The organism is Streptomyces sp. NBC_00322 (assembly GCF_036147535.1).
GTDB lineage: Bacteria > Actinomycetota > Actinomycetes > Streptomycetales > Streptomycetaceae > Streptomyces.
This window is the reverse complement of record NZ_CP108019.1, coordinates 2,684,824-2,706,067: the sequence shown is the minus strand read 5'-3', so window position 1 is coordinate 2,706,067 and position 21,244 is coordinate 2,684,824. Positions and strand designations below refer to the sequence as shown.

General features: G+C 70.1%; 15 protein-coding genes. 13 read left to right on the top strand and 2 right to left on the bottom strand.

What is annotated here, in order from left to right; genetic code table 11:
* Positions 1 to 3: 3 nt before the first annotated feature.
* From OG905_RS12065 to OG905_RS12045, 5 genes are all read left to right on the top strand, one after another.
* Complete coding sequence (locus OG905_RS12065; protein ID WP_328667731.1) at positions 4 to 1,155, top strand: ABC transporter ATP-binding protein; 1,152 nt, start codon at positions 4 to 6, stop codon at positions 1,153 to 1,155.
* A complete protein-coding gene (locus OG905_RS12060) occupies positions 1,152 to 2,078 on the top strand; it encodes an ABC transporter permease (protein ID WP_328667730.1) in 927 nt (308 codons plus the stop codon). Before OG905_RS12065 ends, OG905_RS12060 begins: the two co-directional genes overlap by 4 nt.
* Positions 2,078 to 2,875 (top strand): ABC transporter permease, encoded by a 798-nt coding sequence (locus OG905_RS12055; protein ID WP_328667729.1) that lies wholly within the window; start codon positions 2,078 to 2,080, stop codon positions 2,873 to 2,875. Before OG905_RS12060 ends, OG905_RS12055 begins: the two co-directional genes overlap by 1 nt.
* 19 nt (positions 2,876 to 2,894) lie before the next feature.
* Positions 2,895 to 4,307 (top strand): NAD(P)/FAD-dependent oxidoreductase, encoded by a 1,413-nt coding sequence (locus tag OG905_RS12050; RefSeq protein WP_328667728.1) that lies wholly within the window; start codon positions 2,895 to 2,897, stop codon positions 4,305 to 4,307.
* A gap of 139 nt (positions 4,308 to 4,446) precedes the next feature.
* Positions 4,447 to 6,249, top strand: coding sequence for a chitinase (locus tag OG905_RS12045; RefSeq protein ID WP_328667727.1), 1,803 nt, complete (start codon positions 4,447 to 4,449; stop codon positions 6,247 to 6,249).
* Here the strand turns inward: OG905_RS12045 and OG905_RS12040 are convergent.
* The gene (locus OG905_RS12040; protein ID WP_443043927.1) at positions 6,185 to 6,991 is read right to left on the bottom strand and encodes a phosphatase PAP2 family protein; all 807 of its coding nucleotides are present in this window, start codon (positions 6,989 to 6,991) and stop codon (positions 6,185 to 6,187) included. The genes OG905_RS12045 and OG905_RS12040 overlap by 65 nt on opposite strands.
* Before the next feature lie 113 nt (positions 6,992 to 7,104).
* Positions 7,105 to 8,439 carry a 4-aminobutyrate--2-oxoglutarate transaminase gene (gabT, locus tag OG905_RS12035; protein WP_328667725.1) on the bottom strand — a complete coding sequence of 445 codons (1,335 nt, stop codon included), beginning with the start codon at positions 8,437 to 8,439 and terminating at the stop codon, positions 7,105 to 7,107.
* Positions 8,440 to 8,827: 388 nt separating this feature from the next.
* On the opposite strand from gabT, the gene OG905_RS12030 reads away from it, so the two are divergent.
* The 8 genes from OG905_RS12030 to OG905_RS11995 all read left to right on the top strand — a co-directional run bounded on the left by OG905_RS12030 (position 8,828) and on the right by OG905_RS11995 (position 21,184).
* The gene (locus OG905_RS12030; RefSeq protein ID WP_328667724.1) at positions 8,828 to 11,116 is read left to right on the top strand and encodes an ATP/GTP-binding protein; all 2,289 of its coding nucleotides are present in this window, start codon (positions 8,828 to 8,830) and stop codon (positions 11,114 to 11,116) included.
* A 177-nt stretch (positions 11,117 to 11,293) separates the two neighbouring features.
* Entirely contained in the window at positions 11,294 to 12,859 is a 1,566-nt protein-coding gene (locus tag OG905_RS12025; protein WP_328682185.1) for a PucR family transcriptional regulator, read from the top strand.
* A 91-nt stretch (positions 12,860 to 12,950) separates the two neighbouring features.
* A complete protein-coding gene (locus OG905_RS12020; RefSeq protein WP_443043926.1) occupies positions 12,951 to 13,934 on the top strand; it encodes an EamA family transporter in 984 nt (327 codons plus the stop codon).
* A 224-nt stretch (positions 13,935 to 14,158) separates the two neighbouring features.
* Positions 14,159 to 15,604 carry an aldehyde dehydrogenase family protein gene (locus tag OG905_RS12015; RefSeq protein ID WP_324982237.1) on the top strand — a complete coding sequence of 482 codons (1,446 nt, stop codon included), beginning with the start codon at positions 14,159 to 14,161 and terminating at the stop codon, positions 15,602 to 15,604.
* Positions 15,605 to 15,829: 225 nt separating this feature from the next.
* Complete coding sequence (locus OG905_RS12010; protein ID WP_328667723.1) at positions 15,830 to 17,779, top strand: acyl-CoA dehydrogenase family protein; 1,950 nt, start codon at positions 15,830 to 15,832, stop codon at positions 17,777 to 17,779.
* Between the two features lie 127 nt (positions 17,780 to 17,906).
* Complete coding sequence (locus OG905_RS12005) at positions 17,907 to 18,590, top strand: hypothetical protein (RefSeq protein WP_328667722.1); 684 nt, start codon at positions 17,907 to 17,909, stop codon at positions 18,588 to 18,590.
* A gap of 45 nt (positions 18,591 to 18,635) precedes the next feature.
* A complete protein-coding gene (dxr, locus tag OG905_RS12000; protein ID WP_328667721.1) occupies positions 18,636 to 19,886 on the top strand; it encodes a 1-deoxy-D-xylulose-5-phosphate reductoisomerase in 1,251 nt (416 codons plus the stop codon).
* Positions 19,883 to 21,184, top strand: a complete 1,302-nt coding sequence (locus tag OG905_RS11995; RefSeq protein ID WP_328667720.1) for a M50 family metallopeptidase — start codon at positions 19,883 to 19,885, stop codon at positions 21,182 to 21,184. Before dxr ends, OG905_RS11995 begins: the two co-directional genes overlap by 4 nt.
* Positions 21,185 to 21,244: the final 60 nt, after the last annotated feature.

Sequence of the window (21,244 nt, the reverse complement as noted above, 5' to 3'; positions counted from 1 at the left end):
CCCATGACTGAAAAGACAGAGGGCGGCGACGTCCGCCTCTCCGGGATCAGCAAGACCTTCGGCAACTTCACGGCCGTCCAACCGCTCGACCTGACCATCCCGCAGGGCTCGTTCTTCGCCCTGCTCGGCGCTTCCGGCTGCGGAAAGACCACCACCCTGCGGATGATCGCCGGTCTTGAGGACCCGAGCACCGGAACGGTGTTCCTCGGCGACAAGGACGTCACCGGCCTGCCGCCGTACAAACGCCCCGTCAACACCGTCTTCCAGAGCTATGCGCTCTTCCCGCACCTCGACATCTACGAGAACGTCGCCTTCGGACTGCGCAGGCGCGGCATCAAGTCGGTGAAGAAGCAGGTCGGCGACATGCTCGACCTCGTCGAGCTCGGCGACTTCGCCAAGCGCAAGCCGCACCAGCTCTCCGGCGGCCAGCAGCAGCGCGTCGCCGTGGCCCGCGCGCTCATCAACCACCCCCAGGTGCTGCTCCTCGACGAGCCCCTCGGTGCCCTCGACCTCAAGCTGCGCCGCCAGATGCAACTGGAGCTCAAGCGCATCCAGACCGAGGTCGGCATCACCTTCGTGCATGTCACCCACGACCAGGAGGAGGCCATGACCATGGCCGACACGGTCGCGGTCATGAGCGGCGGACGGGTCGAGCAGCTCGGCGCCCCCGCCGAGCTCTACGAGAACCCGCAGACCACCTTTGTCGCCAACTTCCTGGGCACCTCCAACCTCATCGAGGCCGAGGTCGCGTCCAACAACGGCGGCGAGGTCATCGTCACGGCCGCCGACGCCAAGCTGCGGCTGCCCGCCGAGCGCTGCGCCACCCAGCCCCGCACCGGCGGGAAGCTGCTGGTCGGGGTGCGCCCGGAGAAGATGTCGCTGGCGCACGCGGACGACGCGGGCACGATCAACGACGGCCGCAACCGCATCAGCGGCAAGATCGCCGACTCCAGCTTCATCGGCGTCTCCACGCAGTTCGTCATCGACAGCCCGGTCTGTCCGGAGCTGGAGGTGTACGTACAGAACATCGAGCGGGACCCGCGCCTGGTGCCCGGCGCCGAGGTGGTCCTGCACTGGAACCCGGAGCACACCTTCGGTCTCGACGCCGCCCAGGACATCGACGCCGGTGTGGAGACGGTGGTGGAGACGCCATGACCGTCACCGAGGCACCGCCCGCCTCGCCCGCCGTCGAGCCGGTCGTCCACAAACAGTCCGTACGCCGCAAGCTCGTGCCGTACTGGCTGCTGCTGCCCGGCATACTCTGGCTGATCGTCTTCTTCGCGCTGCCGCTGGTCTATCAGGCCTCGACATCCGTGCAGACGGGCTCCCTCGAAGGGGGCTTCAAGGTCACCTGGCACTTCCAGACCTACTGGGACGCGCTGACCGAGTACTACCCGCAGTTCCTGCGCTCGGTGCTCTACGCCGGCACGGCCACGATCCTGTGTCTGCTGCTCGGCTACCCGCTCGCGTATCTGATCGCGTTCAAGGCGGGCCGCTGGCGCAACCTGCTGCTGGTGCTGGTCATCGCACCGTTCTTCACCAGCTTCCTGATCCGCACGCTCGCCTGGAAGACGATCCTCGCGGACGGCGGCCCGGTGGTGAACGTGCTGGACAGCGTCGGCTTCCTCGACGTCACCGGCTGGCTCGGCATGACCGAGGGCAACCGGCTGCTCGCCACCCCGCTCGCGGTGGTCTGCGGTCTGACGTACAACTTCCTGCCGTTCATGATCCTGCCGCTGTACACCTCGCTGGAGCGGATCGACCCGCGGCTCCACGAGGCGGCCGGGGACCTGTACGCCAAGGGCTCCACCACCTTCCGGAAGGTGACCTTCCCGCTGTCCATGCCCGGTGTCGTCTCCGGCACCCTGCTGACCTTCATCCCGGCCAGCGGTGACTACGTGAATGCCGAACTGCTGGGCTCCACCGACACCAAGATGGTCGGCAACGTCATCCAGTCGCAGTTCCTTAGGGTGCTCGACTACCCGACCGCGGCCGCGCTGTCGTTCATTCTCATGGCGGTCGTGCTGATCATGGTCACCGTCTACATCCGCCGGGCCGGAACGGAGGACCTGGTCTGATGCGCTGGATACGGAACAACCTTGTGGTCATCGCGGGGCTGATCACGCTCGCGTACCTGATCCTGCCGAACATCGTCGTGATGGTGTTCTCGTTCAACAAGCCCGCCGGGCGGTTCAACTACTCCTGGCAGGAGTTCTCCACCGACGCCTGGAAGGACCCGTGCGGAGTCGCCGACATGTGCGGCTCGCTCTCCCTGTCCCTCCAGATCGCACTGTGGGCCACCATCGGCGCGACCGTCCTCGGCTCGATGATCGCCTTCGCGCTGGTCCGCTACCGCTTCCGGGCGCGTGGCGCGGTCAACTCGCTGATCTTCCTGCCGATGGCGATGCCCGAGGTCGTCATGGCCGCATCCCTGCTCACCCTGTTCCTCAACCTGGGCGCGGAGCTGGGCTTCTGGACCATCCTCATAGCGCACACCATGTTCTGCCTCAGCTTCGTGGTGGTCGCGGTCAAGGCGCGTGTGCTGTCGATGGACCCGCGCCTCGAGGAGGCCGCGCGCGACCTGTACGCGGGACCTGTGCAGACCTTCGTACGGGTCACGCTGCCCATCGCCGCTCCCGGCATCGCGGCCGGCGCGATGCTCGCGTTCGCGCTCTCGTTCGACGACTTCATCATCACCAACTTCAACTCGGGCAACACCGTCACCTTCCCCATGTTCGTGTGGGGCTCGGCCCAGCGCGGCACGCCCGTCCAGATCAATGTCATCGGCACGGCGATGTTCGCCATCGCCGTGCTGATCGTGGCCGGGGGCCAGATCATCAGCGGCCGGCGGAAGAACAGCGCCTTGTCCAAGTAGCTCCGAAGGAGTGGAAACCATGGCCCCAGCTGCCATGACCTTTGCCTCATCACTCTCCGACGCCCAGCCCGTCTCCTATTGGCTGGACGACCCCGCGAAGCCCGGCGCACTGCCGGCACTGACCGGCGACGAGCACTGCGACCTCCTCGTCGTCGGCGGCGGATACAGCGGACTGTGGACCGCGCTGCTCGCCAAGGAGCGCGACCCAGGGCGGGACGTCGTACTGATCGAGGGGCGCGAGGTGGGCTGGGCCGCCTCGGGCCGCAACGGCGGCTTCTGCGCCGCATCGCTCACCCATGGCCTCGGCAACGGACTCGCCCGCTGGCCCGGGGACATGGCGAAGCTGGAGGAGCTCGGCGGCCGCAATCTCGACGCCATCGAGGCGGCGGTCGCCACGTACTCCATCGACTGCGACTTCGAGCGCACCGGTGAGATCGACGTCGCCACCGAGCCCCACCAGGCCGAAGAGCTCCGGGAGATGTACGAGGAGGCGACACAGCTCGGCTTCACCGGGCTCGAACTCCTCGACCAGGACGCGGTACGGGCCGAGGTGAACTCCCCGACCTTCCTCGGCGGCCTGTGGGACCGGCGCGGCGTCGCGATGCTGCATCCGGCCAAGCTCGCCTGGGGTCTCAAGCAGGCCTGCCTGGACCTCGGCGTACGGATCTACGAGAACACCAGCGGGCAGCAACTCGCCGCATCCGGCACGGGGATGGCGGTCCGCACCCCCTACGGCCGGGTCTTCGCACGCCAGGTCGCGCTCGGCACGAACGTCTTCCCGTCCCTGGTCAAGCGGGTACGCGCGTACACCGTCCCGGTCTACGACTACGCCCTGATGACCGAACCGCTCAGCCCGGAACAGCTCGCCGCGATCGGCTGGAAGCGCCGGCAGGGGCTGGGCGACAGCGCGAACCAGTTCCACTACTTCCGGATCACCGCCGACCACCGCATCCTCTGGGGCGGCTACGACGCGATCTATCCGTACGGCGGCAAGGTCAGCGCCGAGATGGACCACCGGCCCGAGACCTATCTGAAGCTCGCCGGCCACTTCTTCCGCTGCTTCCCACGGCTGGAGGGGCTGCGCTTCAGCCATGCCTGGGGCGGTGCGATCGACACCTGTTCGCGCTTCTCGGCCTTCTTCGGAACCGCGCACGGCGGCAAGGTCGCCTACGCGGCCGGGTACACGGGTCTGGGCGTCGGCGCGACCCGCTTCGGCGCGGACGTCATGCTCGATCTGCTCTCCGGGCAGCCGACCGAGCGCACGGAGCTGGAGATGGTGCGCAGCAAGCCGCTGCCCTTCCCGCCGGAGCCCGTCGCCTGGGCCGGTATCGGTCTCACCAAATGGGCGCTGGCCAGGGCGGACGCCAACGGCGGCCGCCGCAATGTGTGGCTGAAGGCGATGGACAGGCTCGGCCTCGGCTTCGACAGCTAGCGAGGTCGCACGTTTTCGCCACGCCCCGGGACGGGGGGAGTGAGGGGAGCCGGGCGCTGTCAGAGGTCTTGACAACCTCGATTGGTCTGGACCATGTTGTGCGCGCTCCCACTCAATCCCCCCATGTCCGGAGGCAGTTGTGGACCGCACCAGACTTCCGGCCGCCCTTTCGGCGGCCGCCCTCGCCATCAGCGGACTCGTTGCCATAGCGGCCCCGGCCGGAGCGGCCGACACCGAACTCGCGCGCAACGGCGGCTTCGAGACGGGTCTCGACGGCTGGAGCTGTACGGCGGGCAGCGGCGTCGTCGTCAACTCGCCGGTACGCGGCGGCAGTTCCGCACTCAAGGCCACACCCGTGGGCAGCGACAACGCCAAGTGCAGCCAGACCGTCACCGTCAAGCCCAACGCCGACTACACGCTCAGCGGCTGGGTCCAGGGCAGCTATGTCTACCTCGGCGCATCCGGCACCGGCACGAGTGACGTCTCCACCTGGACGGCGTCGGCGCCGAGCTGGCAGAAGCTCTCGACGACCTTCCGCACCGGCGCCTCGACCACCTCGGTGACCATCTACACCCATGGCTGGTACGGCACCCCCGCCTACGGCGCCGACGACCTCTCCCTGCTCGGCCCGGGCGGCGACCCGGTCCAGACACCGGCCGCCCCCACCGGCCTGACCGCCGGATCCCCCGGCTCCACCTCGGTCCCGCTGGGCTGGTCCCCGGTCTCCGGCGCCACCGGCTACAACGTCTACCGCGGCGGCACCAAGGTCCTTTCCGTCAGCGGGACTTCGGCCACCGTCACCGGGCTCGCCCCCTCCACCTCGTACAGCTTCCAGGTCACCGCGACGAACAGTGCGGGAGAGTCCCCGAAGTCGGCCGCCGTGAGCGCGACGACCACCAGCGGCGGCGGCAACCCGGGCACCGGCCTTCCCGCCCACGCCCTCGTCGGCTATCTGCACGCCAGCTTCGCCAACGGCTCCGGCTACACACGCATGGCGGACGTGCCCGACTCCTGGGACGTCATCAACCTCGCCTTCGGCGAACCGACCTCCGTCACATCGGGCGACATCCGCTTCAGCCCCTGCCCGGCCTCCGAGTGCCCGAACGTCGAGTCCCTCGCCGACTTCAAGGCCGCCATCAAGGCCAAGCAGGCCGCGGGCAAGAAGGTCCTGATCTCCATCGGCGGCGCCAACGGCCAGGTGCAGCTCAGCACCACGGCCGCCCGCGACACCTTCGTCTCCTCGGTCTCGAAGATCATCGACGAGTACGGACTCGACGGCCTGGACATCGACTTCGAGGGCCACTCGCTGTCGCTGAACACCGGTGACACAGACTTCCGTGCCCCGACCTCGCCGGTGATCGTCAATCTGATCTCGGCGGTCAAGACCCTCAAGGCGAAGTACGGCTCCGGCTTCGTGCTCACCATGGCCCCGGAGACCTTCTTCGTACAGCTGGGCTACCAGTACTACGGCTCGGGCCCCTGGGGCGGCCAGGACCCGAGGGCGGGGGCCTACCTCCCGGTCATCCATGCCCTGCGCGACGACCTCACGCTGCTGCACGTCCAGGACTACAACTCGGGCTCGATCATGGGCCTGGACAACCAGTACCACTCGATGGGCGGCGCGGACTTCCACATCGCCATGACCGACATGCTGCTGACCGGCTTCCCGGTCGCCGGCGACACTGCCAAGGTCTTCCCGGCCCTGCGCCCCGAGCAGGTGGCGATCGGACTGCCCGCCTCCACCCAGGCGGGCAACGGCCACACCGCGCCCGCCGAGGTGAACAAGGCGCTGGACTGCCTGACGAAGAAGGTGAGTTGCGGCTCGTACCAGACCCATGGCACCTGGCCGTCCCTTCGCGGCCTGATGACCTGGTCGGTCAACTGGGACCGCTACAACCAGTGGGAGTTCTCGAAGAACTTCGACGCCTACCCATGGAGCTGATCAGCAGCAGCACCCCGCTCAGGCAGCAACTGGCCAGCACATCAAGGGGCCAGTGGTAGCCGCGCAGCACCAGGCCGATGCCCGTCGCCACCGTCAGCAGGACGGCGACGGGCATCAGCCGCACCGATACGAGCAACGCAGCGCCGAAGTACGCCACCATCGCGGTCGCCGTGTGGCCCGACGGGTAGAAGCCGCCCGCCTCGGTGAGTGGGCCCTGACGGTCGATCAGCGCCTTCAGCGGAGCGACGAGCGCGGGCACGGCGGCCATGGTGAGCGCGGCGTACAGGGCTTCGATCCCGCGGCCCCGCCGCAGTGCGTACCCGATCGCCACGGCCAGGACCGGAAGGGCGACCTGCATGCTGCCAAGGCCTGCGAGCCGATCGGCCAGCGCCTGGGGGCCGTGGCCGGCGATCTTGAGTTCGACGCGTTCGTCCAGGGACCGCAGTGGCCCGTTGGTGGCCACCTGCCAGGTGATCAGCGCGAAGAGAGCGACGCACAGCGTCAGAAGCGTCGGAAAAAGAGAAGCCGGCCGCCTCGGAACAGGGGGGGTGGTTCCGAGGTGGCCGGCCGGACCGGTGTGCCGCACGCCCCGGGGGGTTTGGGGCGGGCGGCCATCCGATCGGTGAGGAGTTCCGGAGCCAGAGGCTCCAGTGGTGTGCGCGAGGGCACGACCAAGACGGGGCTGGGGAGGCTCCGCCCTGGAGTCGCCCGCAGTCCCCTGCGAGCGGGGTGTTTCTCTCATCTGCCGAAACCGTACGGCAGGCGCAGGGGGACCGACAGGCGGATCTCCATCCCGCCATCGGCCCCCCACAGAGTCTTCACAGGCCCCGACCGTTACCGCGGGTCAGGGGACCGTCACACGCCGGCGAAGGTCTGCTCGATGATGTCCAGACCCTCGTTGAGCAGGTCCTCGCCGATCACCAGCGGGGGCAGGAAGCGCAGCACGTTGCCGTACGTGCCACAGGTGAGGACGAGCAGACCCTCGGCGTGGCAGGCCTTGGCGAGCGCGGCGGTCGCTTCCGGGTTCGGCTCCTTGGTGTCCCGGTCCTTGACCAGCTCGATCGCGATCATCGCGCCGCGGCCGCGGATGTCACCGATGATGTCGAACTTCTCGGCCATCGCGACCAGGCGGCCCTTCATAACCTGCTCGATGTGCTTGGCCCTGCCGTTGAGGTCGAGCTCCTTCATGGTCTCGATGGCACCGAGCGCACCGGCACAGGCGACCGGGTTGCCGCCGTACGTACCACCGAGGCCGCCCGCGTGCGGAGCGTCCATGATCTCGGCGCGGCCCGTGACGGCGGCGAGCGGCAGACCGCCCGCGATGCCCTTGGCCGTGGTGATCAGGTCGGGGACGATGCCCTCGTCCTCACAGGCGAACCACTGGCCGGTGCGGCAGAAGCCGGACTGGATCTCGTCCGCGACGAAGACGATCCCGTTGTCCTTCGCGAACTGCGCGATCGCGGGCAGGAAGCCCTTGGCCGGCTCGATGAAGCCGCCCTCGCCGAGGACCGGCTCGATGATGATCGCGGCGACGTTGTCGGCGCCGACCTGCTTGTTGATCATGTCGATGGCCTGGGCGGACGCCTCGGCACCGGCGTTCTCGGCACCCGTCGGCCAGCGGTAGCCGTACGCCACGGGCACCCGGTAGACCTCGGGCGCGAACGGCCCGAAGCCCTGCTTGTACGGCATGTTCTTGGCGGTCAGCGCCATCGTGAGGTTCGTGCGGCCGTGGTAGCCGTGGTCGAAGACGACGACCGCCTGGCGCTTGGTGTGGGCGCGGGCGATCTTGACGGCGTTCTCGACGGCCTCGGCGCCGGAGTTGAACAGCGCGGACTTCTTCGCGTGGTCACCCGGGGTCAGCTCGGCGAGGGCCTCGGCGACCTCCACGTACCCCTCGTAGGGCGTGACCATGAAACAGGTGTGGGTGAAGTCCGCGAGCTGCGCGGAGGCACGGCGTACGACGGCCTCGGCGGAGGCGCCGACCGAGGTCACGGCGATACCGGAACCGAAGTCGATGAGGCGGTTGCCGTCCACGTCCTCGATGACACCGCCGCCGGCGCGCGCGGTGAAGACGGGCAGCACGGACCCCACACCGCCGGCGACCGCGGCGGTACGGCGGGCCTGCAGCTCGATCGACTTCGGCCCGGGAATGGCGGTGACGACGCGGCGCTCCTGCGGGATTGCGGTCATGAGGGGCTCCTGGGGGTGCTTTGGGCGCTACTTGTTCTCTTTACTCCGCAGGCTAGGCGCGGGGGAGGGGGGCGGGCATGCGCCGTTCGGGAGTGTTGGGGGCGTGTCGTTGTCCTCGCCGGACATAGGCGGAGTCCGCCCCGGACCCTCGGCGCGGACCGTACGGGGCGGGGCGAACCGGTGCTGTGTCTTCCCGGGGGGCGACCCCCGGACCCCCGGCGCAGACCGCATGGTGCGGGGCGAACCGGTGCTGTGTCTTCCCGGGGGGCGACCCCCGGACCCCCGGCACAGACCGCATCGTGCGGGGCGAACCGGTGAACTACCCCCGGTGGGGCACTAGATTGACGGGTGCACAGAGCGGGCCTGGCTGGTCAGGGGGCAGCAGTTCATGGATTCCGAAGGCACATTCGACGCACGCGGCACACGGTCCAACCCGGTGCCACGGCCCGCGAGGCCACCCGTCGCGCCCGGGATCCCTGCCAGACCGGCGCACGCGCCGGTAACCCGCCCGGCGGTCGTGGAATGGTTGCGCACACCGCGGCCCGACGCCGCCCCCGGCGTCTGGCGCCTTGGCCACCGCGAGCGGCCGGAGGAGGAGCCGGAGCGCGTCCCCGCGCGCCAGCTGTTCAGCGGCGCCTTCATCGCCTACCTCTGCGGCTGGCTGCTCTGGTCACTGCTGTGGAACGGTTACCTCGAGGGGTGGTGGATCTTCGTCGACAGTTGGTGGCTGCTGCCGATGCTCTGGCTCGTGCCCGACGGGTGGAGGACTGCCGCCAGCCCCAACTTCGAGCTGTACGTCGCCGCGACCTATTTCTGGGACGCCCTCGTCCTGAGCCTGCTGGCCACCGGCTTCGGCCGGATCGGCAACTGGCGCGAGGTGTGGCTGCGGTACGGGGTGCCGCTGTGGCCGCTGTTCGTGCTGCTGCCGGGGGTGTGGCGCGAGATGCCTCGGACAGTCACCTGGCTCACCTGGGTGTCCAACATCTACTACCTATTGCTCGTCGCCGCGATCGTCGCCGCCGTCGGCCGCGTCGGCGCCTGGCCGTCGGTCCGCCGACGCCTCGGGACCCAGGCGCCCACGACCTCGGCGCGCCCCGATGCCGACCCCGCCGACTGGCCCGACCTGCGCTCCGCGGGCCTCGTCGACGCGGCGCAGAGTCTTTCCGAGGCGACCCGCTCGGGCGCGCTCGGCGATGTCGACTACGCGCGGATCCGGCGCGCCTGGCAGGGCGTCCATGCCCGCCCGGACCGGCTCGCCGCCTTCACCGACACCGTGCGCAAGCACGGCGCCGCCGCCTGCGCCCACCCCTCGGGGCTACGCGACCTGTCCGTACGCACCGCCACTCACGACCTGGCCACCGCCCAGGTCAAGATCGGCACCGCCGTCGACGACGAGCGCAACACCTACGCCCGCCGCACGACCGGCGTCGCCCTCGAACCCGCGCTCCTCGGAACCTCGCTGCTCGCCGTCGGCCCCTCCGGATCCGGCAAGAGCGTGCGGCTCGTGCGGCCCGTCGTCGAGTCCATGTGTCTGCTCGCGCTCGCCAACCGCGCCGCCGTCGTCGCCGTCACGGCCCACGGCACCGGGCTCGCCCCCGACGACGCCTTCGACCTCGTCATCGGTGTCGGACGGCCCGACTCCACCCATGACCTCGACCTCTACGGCGGCGCCGAGGACCCCGACGAGGCTGCCCGGGTGCTCGCCGAGGCACTGGTCGGGGATCTCGCCGCCACGCTGCCCGGCGGCGACAGCAGGCGCGCCGCCACCGCGCTGGCGCAGCTGATCGGGCCCTACCAGTGCGTCCACGGCCACTTCCCGGCCGTACCCGAACTGCGTGAGCTGCTCGGCGGCGCGCCCGCTTCCGTGGGCGCGCTGCGCACCGCGCTGGAGGCGGCCGGGGAGGCGGCCCAACTGCGTGAACTGGACGCCCGCGAACGGCAGTCGACCCGCGCCGACGACATCGGCGTCCTGCTCGCCGAGCGCATCGCCTTCCTCGACCGGCCCGCGTTCGCGCAGTTCTTCCGCACCGACGGCGTCGGCCGGCAGTTCTCGCTGCGCGCCATCGAGCACCCGCTGCGCGTCCGCATCGACCTGCCCGAGCGGGGCCACGCCGAGGCTTCGCGGATCGTCGCGCGCCTGGTGCTCGCCCAGTTCAACGAGGCCGCGCTGACCCGCTCGGACCGCTCGCTCTTCGCCTGTCTCGTCCTCGACGACGCGACGTACACCGTGACCGCAGACTCGGTGCGCGCGGTCCAGCGGCTGCGCTCCGCCAACGCCGGTGTGGTGTTCGCGCTGCGCACGCTGGAGGACGTGCCGGAGCCGCTGCGCGGCCCGCTGCTCGGCGCGGTCGGCTGCCGGATGGCGTTCGCCGGGCTCGCGCCCTGGGACGGCGGCAGGTTCGCCGAGGCCTGGGGCACCGAGTGGGTGCAGACCCGGGACGTCACCAACCGGCAGATCATCTCCGACGAGCCCCTCACCAAGGCGCTGCACATGATGCGCCGCCTGGTTACCGGCAAGGCCGCCACGGCCGAGGCGGTCACGGTCCGCGAGGTCGAGCGGGCCCGCTGGTCCGCGTCCGACCTGGCGCACGCCGTTCCGGCCGGGCATGCGGTGCTCTCGCTGACGACCGTACGGGGCGAGCACGCGCCGCCGCTTCTGGTGGATCTGCGGACCTAGGGGGTGTCTTTCGGATCTTGCCAGGGCACGCGAGCCCGGCAAGATCCGAAAGACACCCCCTGAGTAGATCCCCGTACTGCTACGCCCTGGCAGAATCGAGGTAGCCCGTTCATACGGGACGGCGAAATCACCCGCATGTCTGCCTCTGCACCTCTGCTCGAAGGGCCCCCGGTCCCCATGCCGCCCACGCTCGCCTCGCTCGTCCAGCACTCGGCGCTCAAACTCACCGTGCGCGCCGGGGAGGACCGGCTGGAGACGCCGGTGCGCTGGGCGCATGTCAGTGAGCTCGCCGACCCCGTGCCGTACATGGAGGGCGGCGAGCTGCTGCTGGTGACGGCGATGACCCTGGACGCCGAGGACCGCGAGGCCATGCGGCGCTATGTGCGCAGGCTGGTGGGCGCGGGTGTCGTCGGGCTCGGCTTCGCGGTCGGCGTGTACTACGACGACATCCCGGACGCGCTGGTCGAGGCCGCGAAGGAGGAGGACCTTCCGCTGCTCGCCGTACCGCGTCGCACGCCCTTCCTCGCCATCAGCAAGGCGGTCTCGGCGGCGATCGCGGCCGACCAGTACCGCGCGGTGACGGCCGGTTTCGAGGCCCAGCGGGAGCTGACGCGGGCCGCGCTCGCCGAAGGCCCGGGGGCCGTCGTGGCCCGGCTCGCCGCGACCGTGGACGGCTGGGCCGCGCTGTACGACGCGTCCGGCGCGGTCGTCGCCGCGGCCCCCGAATGGGCCGCCCGCCGGGCCGCGCGGCTCACCGCCGACGTGGAGCGGCTGCGCGAGCGGCCCGCACCCGCCAGCGCGGTGGTCGGCGACACCGACGACGACCGGGTCGAACTGCAGTCGCTGGGCAGCGGACGGCGGGTCCGCGGCGCGCTGGCCGTCGGCACGGGAGCCCCGCTCGGCACCGCCGAGCGCTATGCCGTGCACTCCGCCGTCGCCCTGCTGACCCTCACCACCGAGCGCTCGCGCTCGCTCCAGGCCGCCGAACAGCGCCTCGGCGCCGCGGTGCTGCGCATGCTGCTCTCCGGCCAGCAGGACCATGCCCGCGCGGTCGCCGGTGATCTGTACGGCGGACTGCTCGACGCGCCCTTCCGGCTGCTGATCGCCGAGCTCGCGGGCGAGCCGGACCCGGCCGCCGAGGACCCGCTGCCGGCCTTCGCCGAATCGCTGGAGGCCGCGGCGTCCCGGGCCCCCGAGCCCCTGCTCGTCGTCCCCGACATCGACGGCCGTCTCGTGGTGCTGGCCACGGACGGCGGCGCGGTCGTCGCGGCCTGCGCCGCGGCGTACGCCGACAAGGAGTCAGAGGACGCCGAGGTGGTCGTCGGGCTCTCGGCGCCGACCGGACCGATTGCCGCCGCAGGCGCGTACAAACAGGCCGAACAGGCGCTCTCGGTGGCCCGGCGCCGCGGCCGCGCCCTCGTCGAGCACGAGGAGCTGGCCGCCGGATCCGTCCTGCCGCTGCTCGCGGACGACGCGGTGCGTGCCTTCGCCGACGGCATGCTGCGCGCGCTGTACGAGCACGACGCGACCGGCAGGGGCGATCTGGTCGCCTCGCTGCGCGCCTGGCTCTCGCGCCACGGCCAGTGGGACGCGGCAGCCGCCGATCTCGGAGTCCACCGCCATACGCTGCGCTACCGGATGCGCCGGGTAGAGGAGATCCTGGGCCGCTCGCTGGACGACCCGGATGTACGTATGGAGCTGTGGCTGGCGCTGAAGACGACGGCGGGTCCGGCGACCGAATAATCGGGGGGCTCCAGAGATTCTTCCGTTTTCGTGCCCGAAGTCGGGCAAAATCATTGGAACTTGCCGACCGAAGTGCCTAAGGTCCTGCCTCGTGGCCACCAACTCCAGCACCCCCGAGACCGGCACTTCCCCCTCGGACACCCCCGCGCCCGACATCTCCGACGCCCTCGTGGCGGCCGAACCCCGCCGCCGGATATCCGGAGCCGTCTGGGGCGCGCTCGCCATCGTGTACGTCGTCTGGGGCTCCACCTACCTCGGTATCCGGGTCGTCGTGGAGACCATGCCGCCCTTCCTCTCAGCCGGAGCCCGCTTCATCGTCGCGGGGCTGATCCTCGCCGGGCTCGTGGCCTGGCGGCAGGGGACATCGGCACTCAAGGTCACCTGGGTCCAGCTCGCGTCCGCGGCCGTGGTCGGCCTGATGCTCCTGCTCGGCGGCAACGGCATGGTCGTACTCGCCGAGACCTCGGTGCCCTCCGGGCTCGCCGCCCTGCTGATCGCCGTGGTGCCCGCCTGGGTGGTCGTGCTGCGCAGGGCCTTCGGCGAGCGGCCCGGCCTCGGGGCCTATCTGGGCGTGCTGCTCGGGCTGGCGGGCCTGGCCGTGCTGACCCTTCCCGGCCTGAGCGGTGACGTGCGCCTGTGGGGCGTCCTCACCGTGATCGTGGCGACCGTCATGTGGTCGGTGGGCTCCTTCTCCTCCTCACGCATCCCGATGCCCGCCAATCCCTTCGCGGCCAGTGCGTACGAGATGGTCGCGGGCGGCATCGGCTGTCTGCTGGTGGGCCTCGGCCGGGGCGAGCAGTACGGCTTCGCCCTCGACGAGGTCTCCGGCCGCTCCTGGACGGCGCTCGGGTATCTCGTCGTCTTCGGCTCGGTCGTCGCGTTCACGGCGTACGCCTGGCTGCTGCACTCCGCGCCGCTGTCCCTGGTCGCGACGTATGCGTACGTCAACCCGGTGGTCGCCGTCCTCCTCGGCGCGCTGATCCTGAACGAGCAGCTCACCTGGCCGATCGCCCTCGGCGGTGCGGTCGTCGTGGCGGGGGTCTGCCTGATCGTGTCGACGGAACGCCGCCGCTAGGTCCTGTCCGGCCGATCAGGCCGGACCCCGTCGCGGTTCGCCCGCGAAGCCACACACCGGACAGCAACCGCCAACGCCCCTGGTCCACCCTCACCACGAACCCGGTGACTAGCCAAACCGTCGGACACGCCGCGCCCACCACTCCACCCCGGACAAACGCCGACGCGCCCTCCCGCCCCTACCGTGGGGCAGAGACACCCCATCTATCTCGGAAGGGCCGGGACATGACCTCCACCCACGCCTTCTGGCTCGCCGGCCGCGAGGCCACCGGCGAGACCGCCCTCGACGTCACCTCCCCCTGGGACGGACGCCTCGTCGGCCAGGTCTCGGTCCCGACCGAGGCCCAGATCGAGGAGGCCGTGGCCGCCGCGCACGCCGTGCGGGACGAGTTCGCGGCCACCCCGGCCCATGTACGCGCCGCCGCACTCGACCACGTGTCGCGCCGGCTCGTCGAGCGCACCGAGGAGATCGCCCAGCTGATCTCCGCCGAGAACGGCAAGCCGGTCAAGTGGGCCCGCGGTGAGGTCGGCCGTGCCGTCTCCGTCTTCCGCTTCGCCGCCGAAGAGGCCCGCCGTTTCAACGGCGGCGAGGCCCAGCGCCTCGACACCGACGCCGGTGGCCAGGGCCGTCTCGCGCTCACCCGCCGCTTCCCCAAGGGCGCCGTCCTCGGCATCGCACCGTTCAACTTCCCGCTGAACCTCTGCGCCCACAAGATCGCTCCCGCCATCGCGGTCGGCGTGCCGATCATCCTCAAGCCCGCCCCGGCGACCCCGCTCTCCGGCCTGATCATCGGCGAGCTGCTCGCCGAGACCGAGCTGCCCGCGGGCTCCTGGTCCGTGCTCCCGGTCCCGAACGACCAGATGCCCGCCCTCGTCCAGGACGAGCGCCTTCCGGTCATCTCCTTCACCGGCTCCGACAAGGTCGGTTACGCGATCATGGACTCGGTGCCGCGCAAGCACTGCACCCTGGAACTGGGCGGCAACGGCGCGGCCGTCGTCCTCGGCGACTTCGCGTCCGAGCAGGACCTGGACTGGGCGGCGACCCGTATCGCCACCTTCTCCAACTACCAGGGTGGCCAGTCCTGCATCTCCGTGCAGCGCGTGATCGCCGACGCCACGGTGTACGACCGGCTGCTGCCGAAGATCGTCGCGGCCGTCGAGGCCCAGGTCACCGGCGACCCGTCCGACAGCGCCACCGACGTCGGCCCGCTGGTCAGCGAGGACGCCGCCAAGCGCGTCGAGTCCTGGGTGGACGAGGCGGTGCAGGCGGGCGCGAAGCTGCTCGCGGGCGGCAAGCGCGACGGCGCCTCCTACGCGCCGACCGTCCTCACCGACGTCCCCGAGGACACCACGCTGGCCTGCGAGGAGGTCTTCGGACCGGTCCTGACGGTCCGGAAGGTCGACGGGGAGGCCGAGGCCTTCGCCGCGGTCAACGACTCCAAGTACGGCCTGCAGGCGGGTGTGTTCACGCACGACGTGCAGACGGCCTTCCGCGCCCACCGTGCCCTCGAGGTCGGCGGCGTGATCATCGGCGACGTCCCCTCGTACCGCGCGGACCAGATGCCGTACGGCGGCGCCAAGCAGTCCGGCGTGGGCCGCGAGGGCGTGCGCTACGCGATGGACGACTACACCTACGAGCGGGTGCTGGTCCTCACCGGCCTCGCGCTGTAAACCGCGCGCTGTAACCCCTGCGCGTCAAGACAGCCGGTACGCGCAAGACCGACGGCCGGAGCCCACTGTGCGGGGGCTCCGGCCGTTGCCGTCCCCCGAGTGCGTACGCAGACTGGTGGAGAGGGCAGGAATCGGGTAGTACGGACGAGTAGCACCGGTCGGTAAAGGCGATCAGCGCCCCGGCCGACGCCCCCGGACTTCCCGACTCGCGGCGAGGTGAGCCTCATGTCCGCACCACTCGACAAGACCCAGTCCCAGCCCCACTCCGATCCTCCGAAGGTCAGTGAGCGCGAAGCACGACAGGTCGCCGAGGCCGCACGCGAACAGGACTGGCGCAAGCCAAGTTTCGCCAAGGAACTCTTCCTGGGCCGCTTCCGGCTCGATCTGATCCATCCGCATCCGCTGCCCGCTGACGAGGACACCCGGCGGGGCGAGGCCTTTCTCGCGAAACTGCGTGACTTCTGCGAGACGAAGATCGACGGGGCGCTGATCGAGCGTGAGGCGCGGATCCCCGACGAGGTGATCAACGGGCTCAGGGAGCTCGGCGCGCTCGGCATGAAGATCGACACGAAGTACGGCGGCCTCGGCCTCGGCCAGGTGTACTACAACAAGGCGCTGGCCCTTGCCGGGTCCGCCAGCCCCGCCATCGGCGTGCTGCTCTCCGCGCACCAGTCGATCGGCGTACCGCAGCCGCTGAAGATGTTCGGCACCCCGGAACAGAAGGAGCGGTTCCTCCCGCGCTGCGCCCGGACCGACATCTCCGCCTTCCTGCTCACCGAGCCCGACGTCGGCTCCGACCCGGCACGCCTGGCGACAACGGCCGTGCCCGACGGGGACTCGTACGTACTCGACGGGGTCAAGCTCTGGACCACCAACGGCGTCGTCGCCGACCTGCTGGTCGTCATGGCCCGGGTGCCGAAGAGCGAGGGACACAAGGGCGGCATCACCGCCTTCGTCGTCGAGGCCGGCTCGGAGGGCATCACCGTCGAGAACCGCAACTCCTTCATGGGGCTGCGCGGCATCGAGAACGGCCTGACCCGCTTCCACCAGGTCCGGGTCCCCGCCGAGAACCGCATCGGCCCCGAGGGTGCCGGCCTGAAGATCGCCCTCACCACGCTCAACACCGGCCGCCTCTCGCTGCCCGCCTCCTGTGTCGCGACCGGCAAATGGGCCCTGAAAATCGCCCGAGAGTGGTCCGTGGCGCGAGAGCAGTGGGGCAAGCCGATCGCCAAGCACGAGGCCGTCGGCTCGAAGATCTCCTTCATCGCGGCGACCACCTTCGCCCTGGAAGCGGTGCTCGACCTGTCCAGCCAGATGGCCGACGAGGACCGCAACGACATCCGTATCGAGGGCGCGCTGGCCAAGCTCTTCGCCTCTGAGATGGGCTGGGTCATCGCCGACGAACTGGTCCAGATCCGCGGCGGCCGCGGCTTCGAGACGGCCGACTCGCTGGCGGCACGCGGCGAACGCGCCGTACCGGCCGAGCAGATCCTGCGCGATATGCGCATCAACCGCATCTTCGAGGGCTCGACCGAGATCATGCATCTGCTGATCGCCCGCGAGGCGGTCGATGCCCACCTGGCCGTGGCCGGGGACATCATCGACCCCGACAAGCCCCTGTCCGCCAAGGCGAAGGCGGGCGCGCGCGCCGGTTCCTTCTACGCCCGCTGGTTGCCCAAGCTGGTCGCAGGACCGGGCCAACTCCCACGGTCGTACTCCGAGTTCGGTGACCTCGCGACCCATCTGCGCTATGTCGAGCGCTCGTCCCGCAAGCTGGCACGCTCCACCTTCTACGCCATGTCGCGCTGGCAGGGCCGGATGGAGACCAAGCAGGCCTTCCTCGGCCGGATCGTCGACATCGGCGCGGAGCTGTTCGCGATGAGCGCGGCCTGCGTACGCGCGGAGCTGCTCAGCACCACCGGGGACCACGGCCGCGAGGCGCACCAACTGGCCGACGCCTTCTGCCGCCAGGCCCGCATCCGCGTCGAGGAGCTCTTCACGCGCCTGTGGTCCAACACCGACGACCTGGACCGCAAGGTCGTGGACGGCGTGCTGTCCGGCACGTACACCTGGCTGGAACAGGGCATCATCGACCCCAGCGGCGAGGGCCCCTGGATTGCCGACGCGACGCCCGGCCCGTCCGAGCGCACCAACGTTCACCGCCCGATCCGCTGAGCACTCGACGGCTCCGGCACCCCTGCCCCACAATCGACCTCTGATCACGGATCACGGTCAACACGGAAACGGGGCAGGGATGTTCGGGGCGGGGAATCGGCGTGACCGACTACGGACGGTCGCCCTTGTGGCGGTCGTCCTCGGCGCTATCGGCGCCTGCGACGGCGCCCAGGAAAAGAAGTCCGACGACAAGCCCACTGCCGCCGCCCCCGCTGCCCTGACCGAGGGGCGGCTCAAGGCCGTCTCCTTCACCGAGGGCGAAAAGGTCGGCGCGTACACCGCCTCCGAGTACACCCTCGGCGGGCCGCTCGGGGAGGACTACACCGCCGATCCCGCCGTCTGCCAGCCCCTCGTCAGCCTCGCCAAGGGCGCCACCGCCCATGACCCCGCCGCCGAGGTCAACCGTGAGGTCGACGTACCCGGACAGATGGCCGGACTCAGCGTTGCCGTACAGCTGCGGTCGTACGAGAAGGGTCAGGCCGCGGCCGTCATGAAGGCCCTGGCCATCGCGGGAACCTCGTGTGCCGGGGGCTACATCGAGGAGCGCGCCGTCGCCAGGGCGAAGGTCCTCAGGGTGGAACGCGCCAAGGCGCCCGCCTTCGGGGACGAGGCCAGGGCGTACCGCTTCACCGTCCTCGATGTGAAGGGGAAACTGAAACTGTACGAGTACCTGACCGTCGTCCGCTCCGGCTCGACCACCCTGTCCTTCCGCGCCGAGTTCCTCGGTACCAAGGACATCGGGAAGGTGCCCGAAGAGGTCGTGAACGCCCAGTGGGAGAAGTTCAAGGCGGGCGCGAAGAGCGGCGCATAGGGACGCACTGTCCAGTCGGACAGCAGTTACGGCCACAATGGGGTCATGAGCGACAGCCCATCCCCCCTCGCCGACCCGCATCTCGCCTTCGACGCGACCGAAGGCCGCCGCGACATCGTCGTGCTCGGCTCCACCGGGTCCATCGGCACCCAGGCCATCGACCTGGTTCTGCGCAACCCCGACCGCTTCCGCGTCACCGCGCTCTCCGCCGCCGGCGGGCGGGTCGGACTCCTCGCCGAGCAGGCGCGGCAGTTGCGGGTCGACACGGTCGCGGTGGCCCGCGAGGACGTGGTGCCCGCACTGCGCGAGGCGCTGGCCGAGCAGTACGGCTCCGAACCAGTACCCGAGATCCTGGCGGGCCCCGAAGCCGCCACCCAGCTCGCCGCATCCGCCTGCCACACCGTGCTCAACGGCATCACCGGCTCCATCGGCCTCGCGCCCACCCTGGCGGCCCTCGAAGCGGGCCGCACCCTCGCCCTGGCGAACAAGGAGTCGCTCATCGTGGGCGGGCCGCTGGTCAAGGCGCTCGCCAAGCCCGGCCAGATCATCCCGGTCGACTCCGAGCACGCCGCCCTCTTCCAGGCGCTGGCGGCCGGGACGAGAGCCGATGTGCGCAAGCTCGTGGTGACGGCCTCCGGCGGCCCCTTCCGCGGCCGTACCCGCGCCGAGCTGGCCGATGTCACTCCCAAGAACGCCCTCGCGCATCCCACCTGGGCGATGGGCCCGGTGATCACCGTCAACAGCGCGACGCTGGTCAACAAGGGCCTTGAGGTCATCGAGGCGCATCTCCTCTACGACATCCCCTTCGAGCGCATCGAGGTCGTCGTCCACCCCCAGTCCTATGTCCACTCCATGGTGGAATTCTCGGACGGCTCCACCCTCGCCCAGGCCACTCCGCCCGATATGCGCGGCCCGATCGCCATCGGCATCGGCTGGCCCGAGCGGGTCCCCGACGCCGCGCCCGCCTTCGACTGGACCAAGGCCTCGACCTGGGAGTTCTTCCCGCTCGACACCGAGGCCTTCCCCTCGGTGGGACTCGCCAGGCACGTGGGGGAGCTGGGCGGAACAGCCCCGGCGGTGTTCAATGCCGCGAACGAGGAGTGCGTGGACGCTTTCCTCGCCGGGCGGCTGCCGTTCAACGGAATCATGGATACGGTCACCGAAGTCGTCACCGAGCACGGTGTGCCCGCCAGGGGAACTCCGCTCACGGTGGCGGACGTCCTGGAAGCGGAGACCTGGGCCCGGGCACGGGCACGGGAACTGGCAGTGAAGGCGACAGCGGAGGCTCGCGCATGACGATTCTGTTGACGGTTATCGGCATAGCTCTCTTTGCTGTGGGCCTGCTGATCTCCATCGCCTGGCACGAGCTCGGCCATCTGTCGACGGCGAAGCTCTTCGGCATCCGCGTGCCCCAGTACATGGTCGGCTTCGGCCCCACCATCTGGTCCCGGCACAAGGGCGAGACGGAGTACGGGATCAAGGCCATCCCGGCCGGCGGGTACATCCGCATGATCGGGATGTTCCCGCCCGGCGACGACGGCCGGATCGAGTCGCGGTCCACCTCGCCGTTCCGCAGCATGATCGAGGACGCCCGCTCGGCGGCCTTCGAGGAGCTCAAGCCCGGCGACGAGAACCGTCTCTTCTACACGCGCAAGCCCTGGAAGCGCGTGATCGTGATGTTCGCGGGACCGTTCATGAATCTGGTCCTCGCCGTCGCGATCTTCCTCGGCGTTGCGATGGCGTACGGCTTCGCCACCCAGACCACCGAGGTCGCGGGCGTCCAGAAGTGCGTCATCTCGCAGAGCGAGGACCGTGACACCTGCAAGAAGGGCGACCCCGTCTCGCCCGCCCAGGCCGCGGGACTGAAGGTGGGCGACAAGATCGTCGCCTTCAACGGAGAGCCCGTCGCCGACTGGACCACGCTGTCCAACCACATCCGCGAGACGATCGGCCCGGCCACCATCACCGTCGAGCGGGACGGCAAGCAGCAGGTCCTCAAGGCCACGCTCGCCAAGAACATGGTGGTCAAGAAGGATGCGGACGGAGAGCCCGTTCCCCAGGACTTCGTCGAGGCCGGCTATCTCGGCTTCGCGGCGCGGACCGAGATCCTGCCGCTCTCCTTCGCCGACTCCGTGGACCGCATGGGCAACATGATCGAGAACGGCGTCGAGTCCATCGTCGCGCTTCCGTCCAAGATCCCCGACCTGTGGAACGCGGCTTTCTCGGACGGCGAGCGCAAGGCCGACTCCCCGGTGGGCGTGGTCGGCGCGGCCCGCATCAGCGGTGAGGTGCTGAACCTGGACGTCCCGACGCAGAGCATCATCGCGACCTTCATGATGCTGCTCGCGGGCTTCAACCTCTCCCTGTTCCTGTTCAACATGCTGCCCCTGCTGCCGCTGGACGGCGGGCACATCGCGGGCGCGCTGTGGGAGTCCGTACGCCGCAACATCGCCAAGGTGTTCCGGCGTCCCGATCCGGGCCCCTTCGACGTCGCCAAGTTGATGCCGGTCGCCTATGTGGTGGCGGGGATCTTCATCTGCTTCACCCTGCTCGTGCTGGTCGCCGACATCGTCAACCCGGTCAAAATCAGCTGAGTGATCCCTTTGGTGACGGCCGGACACCCTTTGTGTCCGGCCTTTACCTTTGTGTGGCGT